This window comes from Tranquillimonas alkanivorans (assembly GCF_900115595.1).
Lineage (GTDB): Bacteria > Pseudomonadota > Alphaproteobacteria > Rhodobacterales > Rhodobacteraceae > Tranquillimonas > Tranquillimonas alkanivorans.
In genome coordinates this window covers 1-13,500 of sequence record NZ_FOXA01000025.1, presented here as the reverse complement: position 1 = coordinate 13,500, position 13,500 = coordinate 1, and the positions used below count along the sequence as shown (strand labels likewise).

At 63.2% G+C, this 13,500-nt stretch carries 12 protein-coding genes and 3 pseudogenes; 11 read left to right on the top strand and 4 right to left on the bottom strand.

All coding sequences use genetic code 11. From position 1 onward, the window contains the following. Positions 1 to 42: 42 nt before the first annotated feature. Together tnpB and tnpA are read right to left on the bottom strand one after the other, a co-directional pair. The gene (gene tnpB, locus BM162_RS18340) at positions 43 to 390 is read right to left on the bottom strand and encodes an IS66 family insertion sequence element accessory protein TnpB (protein WP_218153130.1); all 348 of its coding nucleotides are present in this window, start codon (positions 388 to 390) and stop codon (positions 43 to 45) included. Continuing rightward, positions 387 to 761: an IS66-like element accessory protein TnpA gene (gene tnpA / locus BM162_RS18335; protein WP_093424920.1), complete on the bottom strand. Its 375-nt coding sequence runs from the start codon at positions 759 to 761 to the stop codon at positions 387 to 389. The genes tnpB and tnpA overlap by 4 nt, the downstream gene beginning before the upstream one ends. A gap of 177 nt (positions 762 to 938) precedes the next feature. Between tnpA and BM162_RS18330 the strand changes: the two genes are divergently transcribed. Further along, the gene (locus tag BM162_RS18330; protein WP_093424919.1) at positions 939 to 1,967 is read left to right on the top strand and encodes an IS110 family RNA-guided transposase; all 1,029 of its coding nucleotides are present in this window, start codon (positions 939 to 941) and stop codon (positions 1,965 to 1,967) included. A gap of 280 nt (positions 1,968 to 2,247) precedes the next feature. Here the strand turns inward: BM162_RS18330 and BM162_RS23350 are convergent. Beyond that, positions 2,248 to 2,706: pseudogene (locus BM162_RS23350) on the bottom strand (transposase); the annotation flags it as partial. Positions 2,707 to 2,885: 179 nt separating this feature from the next. Here BM162_RS23350 and istA point away from each other — a divergent pair. Next, positions 2,886 to 4,412 (top strand): IS21 family transposase, encoded by a 1,527-nt coding sequence (gene istA / locus BM162_RS18320; RefSeq protein WP_093424917.1) that lies wholly within the window; start codon positions 2,886 to 2,888, stop codon positions 4,410 to 4,412. Further along, positions 4,409 to 5,275 (top strand): IS21-like element helper ATPase IstB, encoded by an 867-nt coding sequence (gene istB / locus BM162_RS18315; RefSeq protein ID WP_093424916.1) that lies wholly within the window; start codon positions 4,409 to 4,411, stop codon positions 5,273 to 5,275. Before istA ends, istB (BM162_RS18315) begins: the two co-directional genes overlap by 4 nt. 90 nt (positions 5,276 to 5,365) lie before the next feature. On the opposite strand, the pseudogene BM162_RS18310 reads toward istB (BM162_RS18315), so the two are convergent. Further along, positions 5,366 to 5,776 (bottom strand): annotated as a pseudogene (locus BM162_RS18310) (IS110 family transposase); the annotation flags it as partial. 261 nt (positions 5,777 to 6,037) lie between these two features. On the opposite strand from BM162_RS18310, the gene BM162_RS18305 reads away from it, so the two are divergent. The 8 genes and pseudogenes from BM162_RS18305 to BM162_RS18270 all read left to right on the top strand — a co-directional run bounded on the left by BM162_RS18305 (position 6,038) and on the right by BM162_RS18270 (position 12,946). Further along, the gene (locus tag BM162_RS18305) at positions 6,038 to 6,805 is read left to right on the top strand and encodes a Mu transposase domain-containing protein (RefSeq protein ID WP_218153128.1); all 768 of its coding nucleotides are present in this window, start codon (positions 6,038 to 6,040) and stop codon (positions 6,803 to 6,805) included. A gap of 11 nt (positions 6,806 to 6,816) precedes the next feature. Then, on the top strand, positions 6,817 to 7,572 hold the full coding sequence (gene istB / locus BM162_RS18300; protein ID WP_093424913.1) for an IS21-like element helper ATPase IstB: 756 nt from the start codon (positions 6,817 to 6,819) through the stop codon (positions 7,570 to 7,572). 223 nt (positions 7,573 to 7,795) lie between these two features. Beyond that, positions 7,796 to 8,800: pseudogene (gene tnpC, locus BM162_RS18295) on the top strand (IS66 family transposase); the annotation flags it as partial. Between the two features lie 501 nt (positions 8,801 to 9,301). Beyond that, positions 9,302 to 10,264 (top strand): hypothetical protein, encoded by a 963-nt coding sequence (locus BM162_RS18290; protein ID WP_093424911.1) that lies wholly within the window; start codon positions 9,302 to 9,304, stop codon positions 10,262 to 10,264. Between the two features lie 11 nt (positions 10,265 to 10,275). Beyond that, on the top strand, positions 10,276 to 10,659 hold the full coding sequence (locus BM162_RS18285) for a hypothetical protein (RefSeq protein ID WP_093424910.1): 384 nt from the start codon (positions 10,276 to 10,278) through the stop codon (positions 10,657 to 10,659). Between the two features lie 568 nt (positions 10,660 to 11,227). Continuing rightward, positions 11,228 to 11,962, top strand: a complete 735-nt coding sequence (locus BM162_RS18280) for a VWA domain-containing protein (protein WP_177215249.1) — start codon at positions 11,228 to 11,230, stop codon at positions 11,960 to 11,962. Then, positions 11,952 to 12,215 (top strand): helix-turn-helix transcriptional regulator, encoded by a 264-nt coding sequence (locus BM162_RS18275; RefSeq protein ID WP_093424907.1) that lies wholly within the window; start codon positions 11,952 to 11,954, stop codon positions 12,213 to 12,215. Before BM162_RS18280 ends, BM162_RS18275 begins: the two co-directional genes overlap by 11 nt. Before the next feature lie 170 nt (positions 12,216 to 12,385). Further along, a complete protein-coding gene (locus BM162_RS18270) occupies positions 12,386 to 12,946 on the top strand; it encodes a hypothetical protein (RefSeq protein WP_143096205.1) in 561 nt (186 codons plus the stop codon). Positions 12,947 to 13,500 lie beyond the last annotated feature (554 nt).

The following is a 13,500-nucleotide window of genomic DNA, read 5'->3' as shown; positions in this document are numbered from 1 at the left end:
CCCAGTCAGCGCCATGAAAACACGCCAAAACAGATGGATAAATCATCCCACCCGGGCCGGCGGCGCACCCCAGTCCGGTCGCCGCCAGTCGATCCCTTCCCACAGCATGGCCAGCTGTGCCGAGGTCAGGCGCGCGACCCCGGCCTCGGTGTTCGGCCAGGGAAAGCGACCGCGTTCGAGCACCTTGTAATAGAGGCAAAAGCCCTGGCCGTCCCAGTAGAGCAGTTTCAAACGATCACCCCGGCGTCCCCGAAACGCGAAGACCGCGCCGCTCGCGGGCTTCTGGCGCAGAACGTCCTGGGCCATGGCCGAGAGACCGGCGATGCCCTTCCTCATGTCGGTGGCGCCGCAGGCGAGGTAGACCCGGACCCCCGTGCCCGGCCCGATCACGCCGCTTCCACGGCCCGGATCAGCCGGGTCAGCGCCTCTCCGTCCATGCCGCTGTCGAACCTCAGGCAACGACCTTCGCCGAGGCGCAACTCCACCTGCACCGGCGGGCCCGGGTCCGGCTCCGGCTCCGCAGGAGCGTTGCCCGGAACCGGGAAGCTCACCGGCAGGAAGATGGCACCCTGATCCGGCGACCAGAGCCCCTTCTTCTTCAGCTCGTGCCTCCACGCATACACTTGCTGGCGGGAGATGTCGTAGCGCTGTGCCACCTGCGTCACCGTCGCGCCATCAACCCCGACCGAGCTCACAACCGCGAGCTTCTCCTCGTCGGGCCAGCGCCGCCGTCGTTCAATCCCGAGAACCTCTCCCCGCATGGCCCCTCCACCTAAGACACGTCATTTGCGACGTCGCTACGGACGTGTCTTAGATCATCAGGCCGCCCTCAGGCAGGCGGTGCCAATCGGGATGGGGTGGTTGCCGTCCTCCCCAGACGGCATCGCAATGTGCCAAGATCGCAGGTGTTCAGGCCACGAAAACTGAGAGGATGGCAAATGAAGGATATGATGATCGGCGTGGATCTTGCAAAGAACGTGTTCCAGTTGCACGCGGCCTCGATGGCCGGGCATCTGAAATTCCGCAAGAAGTTGACGCGGGCACAATTCCCGAAGTTCATGTCAGAGCAACTTCCCTCCGTAGTAGTCATGGAAGCTTGCGCCAGCGCATCGTATTGGGCTCGGGAGCTGGCGAAACTCGGCCATGAGGTCAAGCTGATCGCGCCGCAATACGTTCGGCCCTTCGTGAAGCGGCAAAAGAATGACGCTGCCGATGCGGAAGCGATCGTGATCGCGGCGCAGCGCCCCGAGATGCGTTTCGTCTCACCTAAATCCGAAGAGCAGCAAGCCCGCGCCGCGCTGTTCCGCGCCCGCGAACGCCTGGTCCATCAGCGCACCGAGCTCGTGAACGCGCTCCGCGGGCTGCTCTACGAGTTCGGGCATGTTGTCCCTCAGGGCATCCGCCATCTCACGGGCATCGAGGCCATTATCGAAGACCCTGCCGCATCCTTGCCGGACCTCGTCCGCGACGAATGCCGGGACATTCTGCTGCAGGTTTCCGAGAAGACCGCCCGCATCGAGGCGCGCACGAAGGCCGCCAGGAAACTCGCGGAGACCACGGACACTGCGCGGCGTCTCCAGACGATGCCCGGCGTCGGCCCGATGACCGCGCTCGCCGTCGAGGCTTTCGCGCCGGACATGGCAGAGTTCCGGCGCGGCCGCGACTTCGCCGCCTGGCTGGGTCTGGTTCCTCGCCAGCATTCCTCGGGTGGCAAGGAACGTCTCGGTCGTGTCTCCAAGTCGGGCCAGGCTGACATACGTAAACTACTGATCATCGGCGCGATGGCGCGGCTTACAATCCGGGGGCGCAAGTCCGTTCCGACTGGCAGCTGGCTGGCCCGGATGCTGGCGAAGAAGCCGAAAATGCTGGTGGCCATCGCCCTGGCCAACCGGATGGCGCGGCAGCTCTGGGCGATGATGATGAAAGGCGAGGATTTCAGGGATCCGGCATCGGCAGGCGCGGCGTGAAGAAGCACGCAGCGACGGGCTGAAACCGGAGAAAGGGGTGCAGAAGGCGAAGACCCGAATGGGCAGAACGATCGGTCAGATCGGGACGAGGGAAACCAGTGTAACCGCCAGAGCCGATGAGCTCGCAATCGGGATTGGGCCTTGTCCGCAGATCACCATATCGGCCAGCGGCTTTAGGACATGCCGCCAAGGAAGGCCTGACAGAGGACCGCGCTCGATCACCTGCCGAGAAAGGTTGGAAACCTCTTGCATAAAGGACGGCAACCACAGAGGCCGTTACGGGTGACCGCACGGTCTGCCAGGCGGCTTCGACCAGCAGGAACCGCGCATGAGACCGCCCACGTTTGGTGATACGCCCATGACGGGCAGGTCCATCCCCGGACTGAAAGACGCTGGGATTGAGACCAATATAGGCCACAAGCGCGTCGGGTGAGCCAAACCGATCAATCCGGCCGATGGCCGCCATCACGCCGACTGCCACGATCATGTCGATGCCCGGGATCGTCATCAACCGTTGAACGTTTTCGTCCGCCAGCGCCGCCTGGGCGATGTCTTTTTCAATGTCTTTCAGCGCGATCGTCAGTCGGTCGTGCTCGGCGATATGGCGCTCCACTGCGGTGCGCTCATCGTCTGGCAACACTTGAGCGCGCAGCCAAGCGCGCCCCTTGCCACCGAAGATATCCGCATGGGGACACCGCGGCACAAGATGCGCATGCAAGATTGAATGAACGAAGCCCTTCTGTGCAGCGACACTGCTGGTGAAACTGCGCGACATTGCAGGTGGTGATTTTGGGGGAAGCGGAAACCGGGCGTAGCCCGGGTGTAGCTTCCCCCAAAATCTCGCGCGGGTTGCCCCGTGCGGTTGGCGGTGACGGCGGTCAGGGTGGTCCGATCTTCGACGACCAAGAAGAGGATCGGATGCCCGGCCGTTTCATCACCGACCGACAACACGAGGATTACATGACCCTTCGACGCCATCACACGCAAAAGATTGCCGCAGCCAAGTCCGGGTTCAGTGCGAGCACCGGGGCGCGGATCGACCACGATCCACGGCCGCCGTCCCAGAAGAGGCGTGACCGCCGCCACGGGGGCGGCAAGCCGGACCCGTTGGCCGGGCTGTGGGACGAGGAGATCGTGCCGCTCCTCGAGGAGAAGCCAGGACTGCGTCCGATTGCCGTTCTCGAGGAGATGGAGCATCGCCATCCCGAGCGGGGTCTGGCTTCGGCACGGCGCACGCTGGAACGGCGGATGCGGGCGTGGCGGGCCGAACACGGGCCCGACCGGGAGGTGATCTTTCGCCAGACCCATCCGCCGGGGCGGCAGGGCATGTCTGACTTCTTCGATGCGCGGGATCTCGGCGTGACGGTTGCCGGCGCGCCCCTGACGCACCGGATCTACCACTTCACCCTGGTCCATTCCGGCTGGGAGCATGCAGAGGTCGTCCTGGGCGGCGAGAGCTACACCGCGCTGGCCAGCGGCCTGCAGAACGCGCTCTGGCAGCTCGGGGGTGTCCCGCACGAGCACCGCACCGACAGCCTGTCCGCGGCCTTCGCCAATCTCGACCAAGACGCCCGCGAGGACCTGCGGTTGCGCTACGAGACGCTGTGCGCCGACTACGACATGGAAGCGACCCGGAACAATCGCGGCATCGCTCATGAGAACGGAGCGATCGAGAGCCGCCACGGGCATCTCAAGGCGCGCCTGGAGCAGGCCCTCCTGCTCCGCGGAAGCCGCGACTTCGAGGAGTTGGACGCCTGGCGTCGCTTCGTGGCCCAGATCGTCGCTCGCCACAACGCGCGTCACCGTGACCGGCTGGCGGCCGAACGTCCCCACCTCCGGCCGCTCCCGGCCCGCCGCAGTTGCGACTATGACGAGGCCCGCGTGCGCGTGACCTCCTCGGGCGGCTTCGTGTGCCGCAAGGTGTTCTACACGGTCCACTCGCGCCTCATCGGTTACGAGTTGAAGGTGCGCATCTTCGATGATCGCTTGGAGCTGTTTCTCGGCAGCACCCTGATCGACACCCTGCCGCGCGGGCGGGCGCCCAGCGGCGGACGCGGCGGCCACGCCTACGTCGTCAGCTACCACCATGTGATCCACAGCCTGCGCGCCAAGCCGCAGGCCTTCGCCAACCTGACCTATCGGGACGCGCTCTTCCCGCGGACGGAGTACCGCCACTGCTGGGAGGCGCTGGTGGCGGCCGTGCCCCAGCGGCGGGCCTGCCGGATCATGGTCGGCCTGTTTTGGCTGGCGCATGATCAGACGTGCGAGGCGGAGTTGGCTGCAGCACTGATCGAGATCGTCGCGGATGGCGATCTGCCGGACCTCGAGGAACTGCGCGCCCGCTTCACCCGGACGCCGGGCGACGGTGGGCCCGACGTGCCGGTCCGCATCCCCGCCGCCGGCAGCTATGACGACCTGATCCCCGGACAGGGAGCGGCCGCATGAGCATGACCGTGGAGACCGCAACGCTGCCCACCCTGCTGGCCGCACTCAGACTGCCGACTGTCGCCCGTCTCTGGCCCGAGTTCTGCGCTCGCGCCGACAAGGAGGGCTGGCCCGCCGAACGTCTGCTGGCAGCGCTGTGCGAACTGGAGCTGAGCGAGCGGGAACAGCGCCGCATCCAACGCCACCTCGCCGCCGCGAGACTCCCGCAGGGGAAGACCCTGGATGTCTTCGACTTCCTGGCAGTTCCCACCGTCAGCCAGGCCCGGGTCCGGGCGCTCGCCGAGGGCGACGGCTGGCTGCAGGCGGGCCATAATTTGCTGGCCTTCGGCCCGCCCGGCTCGGGCAAGACACACCTCGCCGCAGGCATTGGATACGAACTGATCCAGCGCGGATACCGCGTGCTGATGGGCAGAACGTCCGACCTCGTCCAGCGCCTTCAGATGGCCCGACAGGAGCTGGCCCTCTCCCAGGAGATCGCGAAGCTCGACAAGTTCGACCTGCTCATCCTCGATGACCTCTCCTACGTGCGAAAGGACCAGGCCGAGACGAGCGCGCTCTTCGAACTCATCGCCGCACGCTATGAACGCCGTTCGATCATGATCACGGCCAATCAGCCGTTCAGCGGCTGGGACGCCATCTTCCCGGACAAGGCCATGACCATCGCCGCCATCGACCGGCTCGTCCACCACGCAACCATCTTCGAGATGAATGTCGAGAGCTACCGCCGCCGCGCCGCATATGCCGCCGCGACATCGCTCAACGACATCGCCGGTGACGAACAGAAACCCCAGCCGAAAAAGGAGAAGGATCCAGCCCCGGACAGCTCATCCACAGCGACATCGGACAGCGACATCGCACCTTGATCTGACGGCGCCAAAGCGGCACCGTCACAACGTCACCGTCGACCCACCTGCAATGTCGCTGAGCCCTCAACTGCGATGTCGCGCTACACCCTTCAGCCGGACACGCTGTTTCACGAGCTGGCTGCGGCGCGCCACCTGTCGGCGCCGCGCCAGCGTCGCGTCGTCCGGAGTCCACACTTCGGGTAGAAAACCCGCGGCGTAGAGTTTTGCCAGAACGCCCGCATCAATCTTGTCTGTCTTGGTCTTGGCCTTCGCGATCAGATGCACCTGCAGCGGGTTGGCCACCGCAACCCGTGCCACATGCGGCGACAGAAGGTCGACTACCGCCACCGTATTGCCGGTCGATTCCAGCACGACGTGGTCCGCAGCCTGCAAATCCGCCGCGAAGGCCCTCAGTTTGTCGCGTGACATTTCTACTCGGCCCAGATGGGTCAGCGCGTTGCCTTCCAGCGCCACCACCTCGGCGAAGTCCCGATGAATGTCCATTCCTATGATCCGCATACTCCCTCCACTTCAAAAGCATTCGCCTCGTGGGAGCAGGCGGGCACGCGGCAACTACAGATCCGTGCTCTCGGCACATCCGGGCAAGCCGCAGGGGCGACCAGATAAAGCTTCGGGCTCGCAGCCCATGTCTCAAGCTCGGTCTGCCCGCACTTTCGTGCTCCCGGCGCCCCAAATCCCGGATGGTGCTACCCTATCTCCAATCTGCACAGAGTGGCAGGATTTCGAAGCGCCGACTCTATCATGCCGGATAAGGCGAAGGTGGAAGTCGGTGTCCTGCTCGTTCAGCGCTGGATCATCGCACGACTTCGCAGACGCCGGTTCTTCTCGCTCTCCGAGGTGAATGCTGCAATCCGAGAGCTCCTGCCGCGTCTGAACGGCAAGGTCTCGCGTCACCTGGGCGCCAGCCGGCGGACGCTGTTCGAGCAACTGGACAGGCCGGCGCTGAAGCCCCTGCCTGCCTCGCCCTTTGAGTATGCCGAATGGTTCGAACGCCGCGTCGGGCTCGACTACCACGTTGAGGTCGAGAAGCACTACTACTCGGTCCCGCACCAACTCCTGAAGAAGGCGCTCTGGGTTCGGGTCGCAGCGCGAACGATCGAGATCTTCCATGAGGGCACCCGCGTCGCGTCCCACGTCCGGACCTCCGGCAACCGCAAGCACACGACCGTGCCGGCGCACATGCCCGACAGTCACCGTCGCTATGCTGGCCTGACACCGGCCGAGCTGCGCCGCCGGGCGCACGCGATCGGGCCGAACACCGCGACGCTGGTGGACCTGATCCTGAGAACGAAGCCGCACCCCGAGCAAGGCTTCCGGGCCTGTGTCGGGATCATCCGGCTCGCCAAACCACACGGCAGAGATGCGCTGGAGGCCGCCTGCCAGCGCGCCAACGAGATCGGCGGGCTCTCCTACAGCTCCGTGAAATCGATCCTCCAGAACAACCTGCATCGCCACCGGCCCGCTAAGCCCGCGGAGGGGCCGGCGATCACCCATCCCAACATCCGCGGCGCCAGCTACTTCCATTGAAGAGGACGTGCATGCTCGACCATCCCACCCATCACCGCCTGCGCGAGCTGAAGCTCGACGGCATGGCCGACGCCTTCAGCGAACTGCAGGGCCAAGAGGAAGCCACCGATCTCAGCCACGCCGAGTGGCTGGGGCTGCTGATCGACCGGGAGGCGGCGAGCCGTGCCACCCGGAAGTTCCAGAGCCGCATGCGGACGGCGAAGCTACGCCATGTCGGCGCCTCCGTCGAGGATGTCGACTACCGCACTCCGCGTCAGCTCGACCGGGACCTGTTCCGCCACCTCGTCCAGGGCGGCTGGATCGAGAAGCGGCAGAACCTGCTCGTCACCGGACCATGCGGCGTCGGCAAGACCTGGCTCGCCTGCGCCCTTGGCCACAAAGCGTGCCGGGATGGCAAGAGCGTGCTCTACCATCGCCTGCCGCGTCTGTTCGCCGATCTCGAACTCGCCCATGGCGACGGCCGCTTCCCGCGGCTGTTCCGCCAGCTCGTCCGCACCGACCTGCTAATCTTGGACGACTGGGGACCCGACCGGCTCACGCCGCAGCAGCGGCGAGATCTGATGGAGATCGTCGAGGACCGGTACGGCAACGGCTCGATCATCGTCACGAGCCAACTGCCCGTCGATGCCTGGCACGACGTGATAGATGAACCGACCTTCGCCGACGCAATCCTCGACCGGCTCGTCCACAACGCCCACCGTCTGCCGCTCGACGGGCCCTCACTGCGCAAGACACTCGATGCCGAAAGGAGCGCTAAGACCCCATGATGCCCGCACAACCCACCGCCGCGCGCGCCGCCGCGCCAGCGTCATGGGGCGCACGCGACGTCGCGCGCGGCTCCCGTCGGGCCAATCCGTCAGCCTTGACCGAAGGTCAGATGGATGGGATTAGGAAACCATGCTCAGTGGCGCCGTCTCGAAGTGACCGGATACTTCGGAACGGCTGACCGGATGTCGCTGGAACAGGCGACCGGATGGCCCGGAATACGCATCCAAGCATTCCGAGCACATGCCGCTGAACCGCCAAGCCGTGGTCATGGCCCGGCACGGCGTGCCCATCGACCGCTCGGTGCTGGCGGACTGGATGGGACGGACGGGGACGCTGATCGAGCCGGTGGTGGAGCATATGGCCAAGGCCCTGATCCAGGGCAGCACCCGGCTCTGTGTCGACGAAACGACCGCTCCGGTGCTGGACCCCGGGCGGGGCAAGACGAAGACCGGCTACCTGTGGGCGGTGCTGCGCGATGAACGGGGCTGGAATGGTCCGGCACCGCCGGGCGTGGTGTTCCACTATCGGCCCGGCCGAAAGGGCGAGTATGCCGATGAAATCCTGACCGGCTTCAATGGCACGATCCAAGTCGATGCCTATGGCGGCTATACGCATCTGGCCAAGCCCGACCGCCAAGGTGGTAAGCCCCTGAAGCTGGCATTTTGCTGGGCCCATGGTCGGCGAAAGCTGATCAAGGCCAAGCCGAAGAAGGGGTCACCCATCGTCGACGAGGCGCTGGTGCGCATTGCCGCGCTCTACAAGATCGAGGATGCCATCCGCGGGTTGGGCCCCGCTCATCGCCGCGCAGTCCGCCAGGACCTGTCCCGCCCACTGGTGGATGAGTTCTTCACATGGGTGGCCGCCCAGGCCGCGCGCGTCTCGCGCAAATCCGAGCTTGGCGGGGCGCTCGCCTACATGCTCCGGCGCCAGGAGGGCTTCCGGCTCTTCCTCGAAGATGGCCGGGTCGACATCGACTCCAACCTTGTCGAGAACGCCATCCGCAGCCCGGCCATGAACCGCCGCAACGCGCTGTTTGCCGGGCACGATGACGGAGGTCGGTCATGGGCGCGCTTTGCCAGCCTGATTGGCACCTGCAAGATGAACGGCGTTGAGCCCTACGCCTATTTGCGCGACCTCTTCACCAAGCTCGCCAACGGTCATCTCGATAAGGATATCGACGAGTTGATGCCGTGGGCCTACGCCGAGGCGTCCCACCCCTCACAATGAGCTCACCCGGGAGTCCCCAGTGAGCTCATCCTGCGCCCTCATCAGGGCAAGACCGTCAGCCGAAGGCGCCGGAAACCCGACCGCAACCGAAATCCCGATGGGGCGGAGACGGCGCATACGCCCTTTCGACCGCTCGGCTGCGTGATGCGTCCGGTTGAGACGCTGCCATCGCGCTACTCTACTGCTGCCCCGACCCGCCTGTTTGATCCGAGTAGGACCGACCGACGCGGCGCTGATAGACGCGCGCGAAGGTGCCGCGCTGCTGATCTTCTCCCAATCCGCGAACAAGCTGCACTCATCGACGCGCGCGGCATCCGCCGGACCCATCCTGCCGCGTCGCCAACCAAAGAAAGCGGAAGTCGGCCCTTCATCATTTGCTTCCCTCTACGATATGAAGACCTCATGCGAGCATGTAGAATGTTTTTCTGCTCTCTCCGCTTGACTTGTGGATCGCCTTGCCCCATATGAGCTTGTGAACTGCTCACATGCTCGGAGATCGCCATGGCGCACACTGAAAGCTACGACGAACGTATCCAGATATTTCGGGAGAACTACGGCAACGAAGGCGATCCGGCAGCCATCCTCGCCGACGTGGCGGTCAAGGTGGGAGAAGTCCTGGAGATTATGGTCGGGGAACAGCTCACCGCCAAGGCCATGGAGCAGATCACTGGCCCGCTCGGCTATTGGGGTGAAGACTGGAAGGACGCGCTGCACGAAGCCCGTTACGGCCTCTTCAGCGAATGGCGGCTTGGCGCTCCTCTGCACGACATGGCTGCCTACGCCATCTACGGCATCGATCTACATGCCACGGCGGCAGATACCGCTCAGATCAGCCAGCAGCGCATCGTCAACCTCTTAAGGGAAGTCGAGCGCTTCCTCAAAGCCGTTGATCTCGATGCGTGGATCGGCTCCCGCGACTCTGAGTTCAGCAAGATTTACGGGATGGCGCGAGGCCGGTTTGTGCTAGACCATGGCCACCCTGTGCGGCCGGAAGATCTCGCTCTGCTCGGCGGCGTCTCTCCAAGCCGGATGCGCGCGATGGTTTCGGGAGACACAGCCGTCCTGAAGCGTGACGACAACAAGAGGATCCCGGCCACTGAAGCCCTGAGCTGGCTGGAGGGGCGAGAGACATTTTTCCCTTCGATCTGGCGGGATCAAAGGCCGTCGGCCGACGAGATCGACGATGAGCACCAAGAAAAGGTTGAGGATTTCATCTTCATTCCAGTCGCCTCCGACGGCTCCAGATTTACTCCCGATCTGGACACCGGCCGGGGGTTCATCTTGGGCCCCAAGGCCGACCAGAGGAGATACGACAACTACGATGAGGCCCTGGCGGAGTTGGTAAGAATGAAGCCGCCGCGCTGGCGCCGCCCGGCTCCGAAAAGCGGTGTGCCCTCCATCGTCATCGGTCAGACATGGGAGCGGGTGTCCCGGTCGGAGCTGTTCCTGAAAACCGCCGCCTGAGGAGATCGAGCATGAACGTGTGCGTTAGCCAGCGTACGAAGCCCTACATCGACCCTGTTCGGTATCTCGATGAGCAGGCGCCGAACGAGCTAGGTGAGATCCTCATCAAGGTGACCGATGGTAGGCCGGATGTCCGGCTTACGGGCACCTTGGTGGCGAATGCCTCCACTCAGCGACCGAACTCCACGACCTGGTCTGAGATCAGCGTCTATCGGACCAAGCGAAATCGTTACGTGATCGCTGAAAAGGGCCTCTCGTCCAACGCGGATCACAATGCCTTCTGCTCGGTCAACGTGGCCCGGAAGCTCGACCACATCGCCGAGCACCTCGGCTACACGAAGCTCGCCATCCAGATTTACCGGCAGCTAGACATCACCGAAGTTGCTATCCCTTAGCAGGCGGACCGCCTAGTATTCCTTCGTCCATCCGAAGCCCGAAAGACACGAAAGGTAAACGGCTTTTGCTGTCTCGCGCGCCAACTCGCGTTCTTCTAGCCCCGCCATGAGACCGCCAGCGAACCCTCCCGAAGTATACGACGATCCCCTACAGTCGTAACTTCCGAGGTATGTTTCTGAACACGTCGCCCTATACCCTGTATTGGACGGAGTGAAGCCAGCTACCGCGCGAGAGGCCGCCGCTCTTGCCTGCGGCTCACAGATAGCCCTCGCTCGAGTAGCTGGCACCTGCGGTTCCGAAACGATCTTCGTGAGGCCGCTTGACCTATCTTCAACCGAAGCAGCCGGGGCATTGTAGTTAGCACCCGTTCCAACACCGGTGACAGGTCCACAGCCCGCCTGCACCAGCGCCAGCAGAGCTGTCATAATCATCAAATTAGAAACATTGGTCATTCTGATCCTCTTCCATGCTGCTTCCCCCCAGGCCGCCGAAAAAGTCCGGCCTAACACCTTGAACATGTGCCTTTGCGTCCACATTGTAAACCTACACGGTTTACATAGGTGCAAGATGACAGATCACGAAGAACCCGTTGGTGCAAAAAAGACCCTCGTCACGCTTCTCCTTGACCGCTCAGGCAGCATGCAAGCGCACAAGGACGACACGCTGGGCGCCATCAACGCCTACCTGGAGGAGCTTAAGAACGCCGAAGGTGACCTGCGTTTTTCGATGGTTCAGTTCGACGCCAGCGCCGAAGGCATGCGCCTCGAGACGACCTATGAGTGCCGCAGGATCGCAGACGTACCGCCACTCCGCGCAGACGCATTCCGGCCGCGAGGCGCGACACCGCTGCTGGATGCTGCGTTCACGACGATCCAGGCAGTGACTGAGCAAACCAGCGGCAGAGACGACATCAGGATTGTGCTCGCGATCCAGACGGACGGGCACGAGAATGCCTCGAAAGAGGCTTCTTGGGCCGCCCTGAAACGTCTAGTGGAAGAGAAGGAGGAGGCTGGCTGGGAGTTCGTTTTCATGGGCGCGGGCATTGACGCTTACGAACAGAGCTCAATGATGGGGATAAGCCGTGAGCGCACAATGAGCTACGGGACCGATAGCCGCGAGACGAACGCCGCTTTCGCTGCCATGGCGCAGAACACGGTGGATTACGTCAGCGGCCGGATGGCGAGCCTCGAGTTCTCGCCGGAACAAAAGCTGAGGTCTGGCGACCGCTTCAGTCGCTCCGAGAGGCAAGACGACGAGCTCCCTTTGCACTTGAAGCTGCGAGGTTGGCGCATTGAGCGATGAGAGCAAGCGGCTAGGGAAGACCCTGTCGGAAATTCTTGAAAAGTACGCGGCGTCCCAGAACCGGGTCGCCAACCATATCGGCGTCTCACGCGCTTACCTTTCTGCGGTGACGAAGGGCCGAAAGTCGCTCTCACCTGACCGCATCGACCAGATCGCCGCCGCTCTAAAAACGTCCCCCGAAGACACATCTCGGCTACACAGAGCGGCTGCACTCGACCAAGGATTTAGACTGAATTTACCGGACGATTTCTGAGGCACATCTCTCTATGATACCCACACCACCATCGGCACCGGCGAGCGCTAGGTCTACCTACTACAAAAATGAAGGAATTACCGTGGTTTTGGGAGCAGTCGGCAATGTTTAACTTTGGGTGGCGGCGAAAGCTGAAACGCGACTTAGCTGGGCTGACCCTTGGAGAAGCAGTGGACTATCTCGGCTCCTCACCACGCACCGATAGCTTCGACCGCGCGCAAGTACAGAAAGTTCTGGACGACCTCGACCTACTAAATCAGGAGATAGTGAACTCCCTGGATGCCGACGACTTCAGTCGCAGGATCGAAGCCTTCCGAGACGCGCAGCCTGTACACTCTGATAATATACACACTGCTCTCGCAATATCTCAGTTTGAGAGCCTTCGCTCATACTGCTTGATAGAGGTCCGCGCGGCTTCTACCCTCATTTCCAATCCACGCGAACTTCCAGAGTACTTCTTTGGCACCTCGCTGAAAAACGCAGGTAACAGCGAACTGCTGTTGTTTATGGCATTGTTTCCCGCCTCAACCGACCGAGACTCGGAAACGCTGGGGATCAGCGGCGAAACCCGGAAGGCGCTACTGACGCACTTGATCGACAGGCTAAGAAACGAGAAAGCCTTCATGGGTCTAGCCAAGGCGTTCGCAGACGCACATCCGCATTTTCACCTGTATCCAGCAATCTTGCGGTGGACGCAGTGGGAGCGCCGGGACGCGGAAGCCTCTACTTAGCGGCATTATCCTTCGGCGCCCAAAGTGCGAGATCACCCTGCATAACCCTCTGAGGCCCAGGATATACGCCGCTTGCATCCTCACCTCGCATGCGAACTTCGTTCCGGCCCGAGTGCTCCATTTTATGAAGCGCGTAACCTGCGAAGGCGGGAGGCCCAGCGGCTTACGACAGGCGAATGCGTGTCACAGGAAGCGCACTGGCGCGATTTTCTGCGCCACCAACCGGGCGAGCAGTCGATCATGCTGGCGCCTTCCACCGCCGCTTCGTAGAGGTGTTTTGGGAGAGGCTATAGCGCAGGAGCGTTGGGGTTAACGACATGCTTTTTCGATTCGCGCTGCTGATAACGCTCACCTTCTTCGCGTCGCAGTCCACAGCTAAATCATGGCAGGAAGCCATTGATGACGTCTATGCTTTAGCTGATTGAGGTGGTCCCCGTTTTCCGGACAGTGTTGCGGCGCCGCTAAGCTTGCCTGTTTATCATGCCGCCGCTTTCAGGCCGGGGCCCTGATGGGCCTCGACCGGTGTTCGTCCGCCGAGCGCGGAGTGCGGGCGC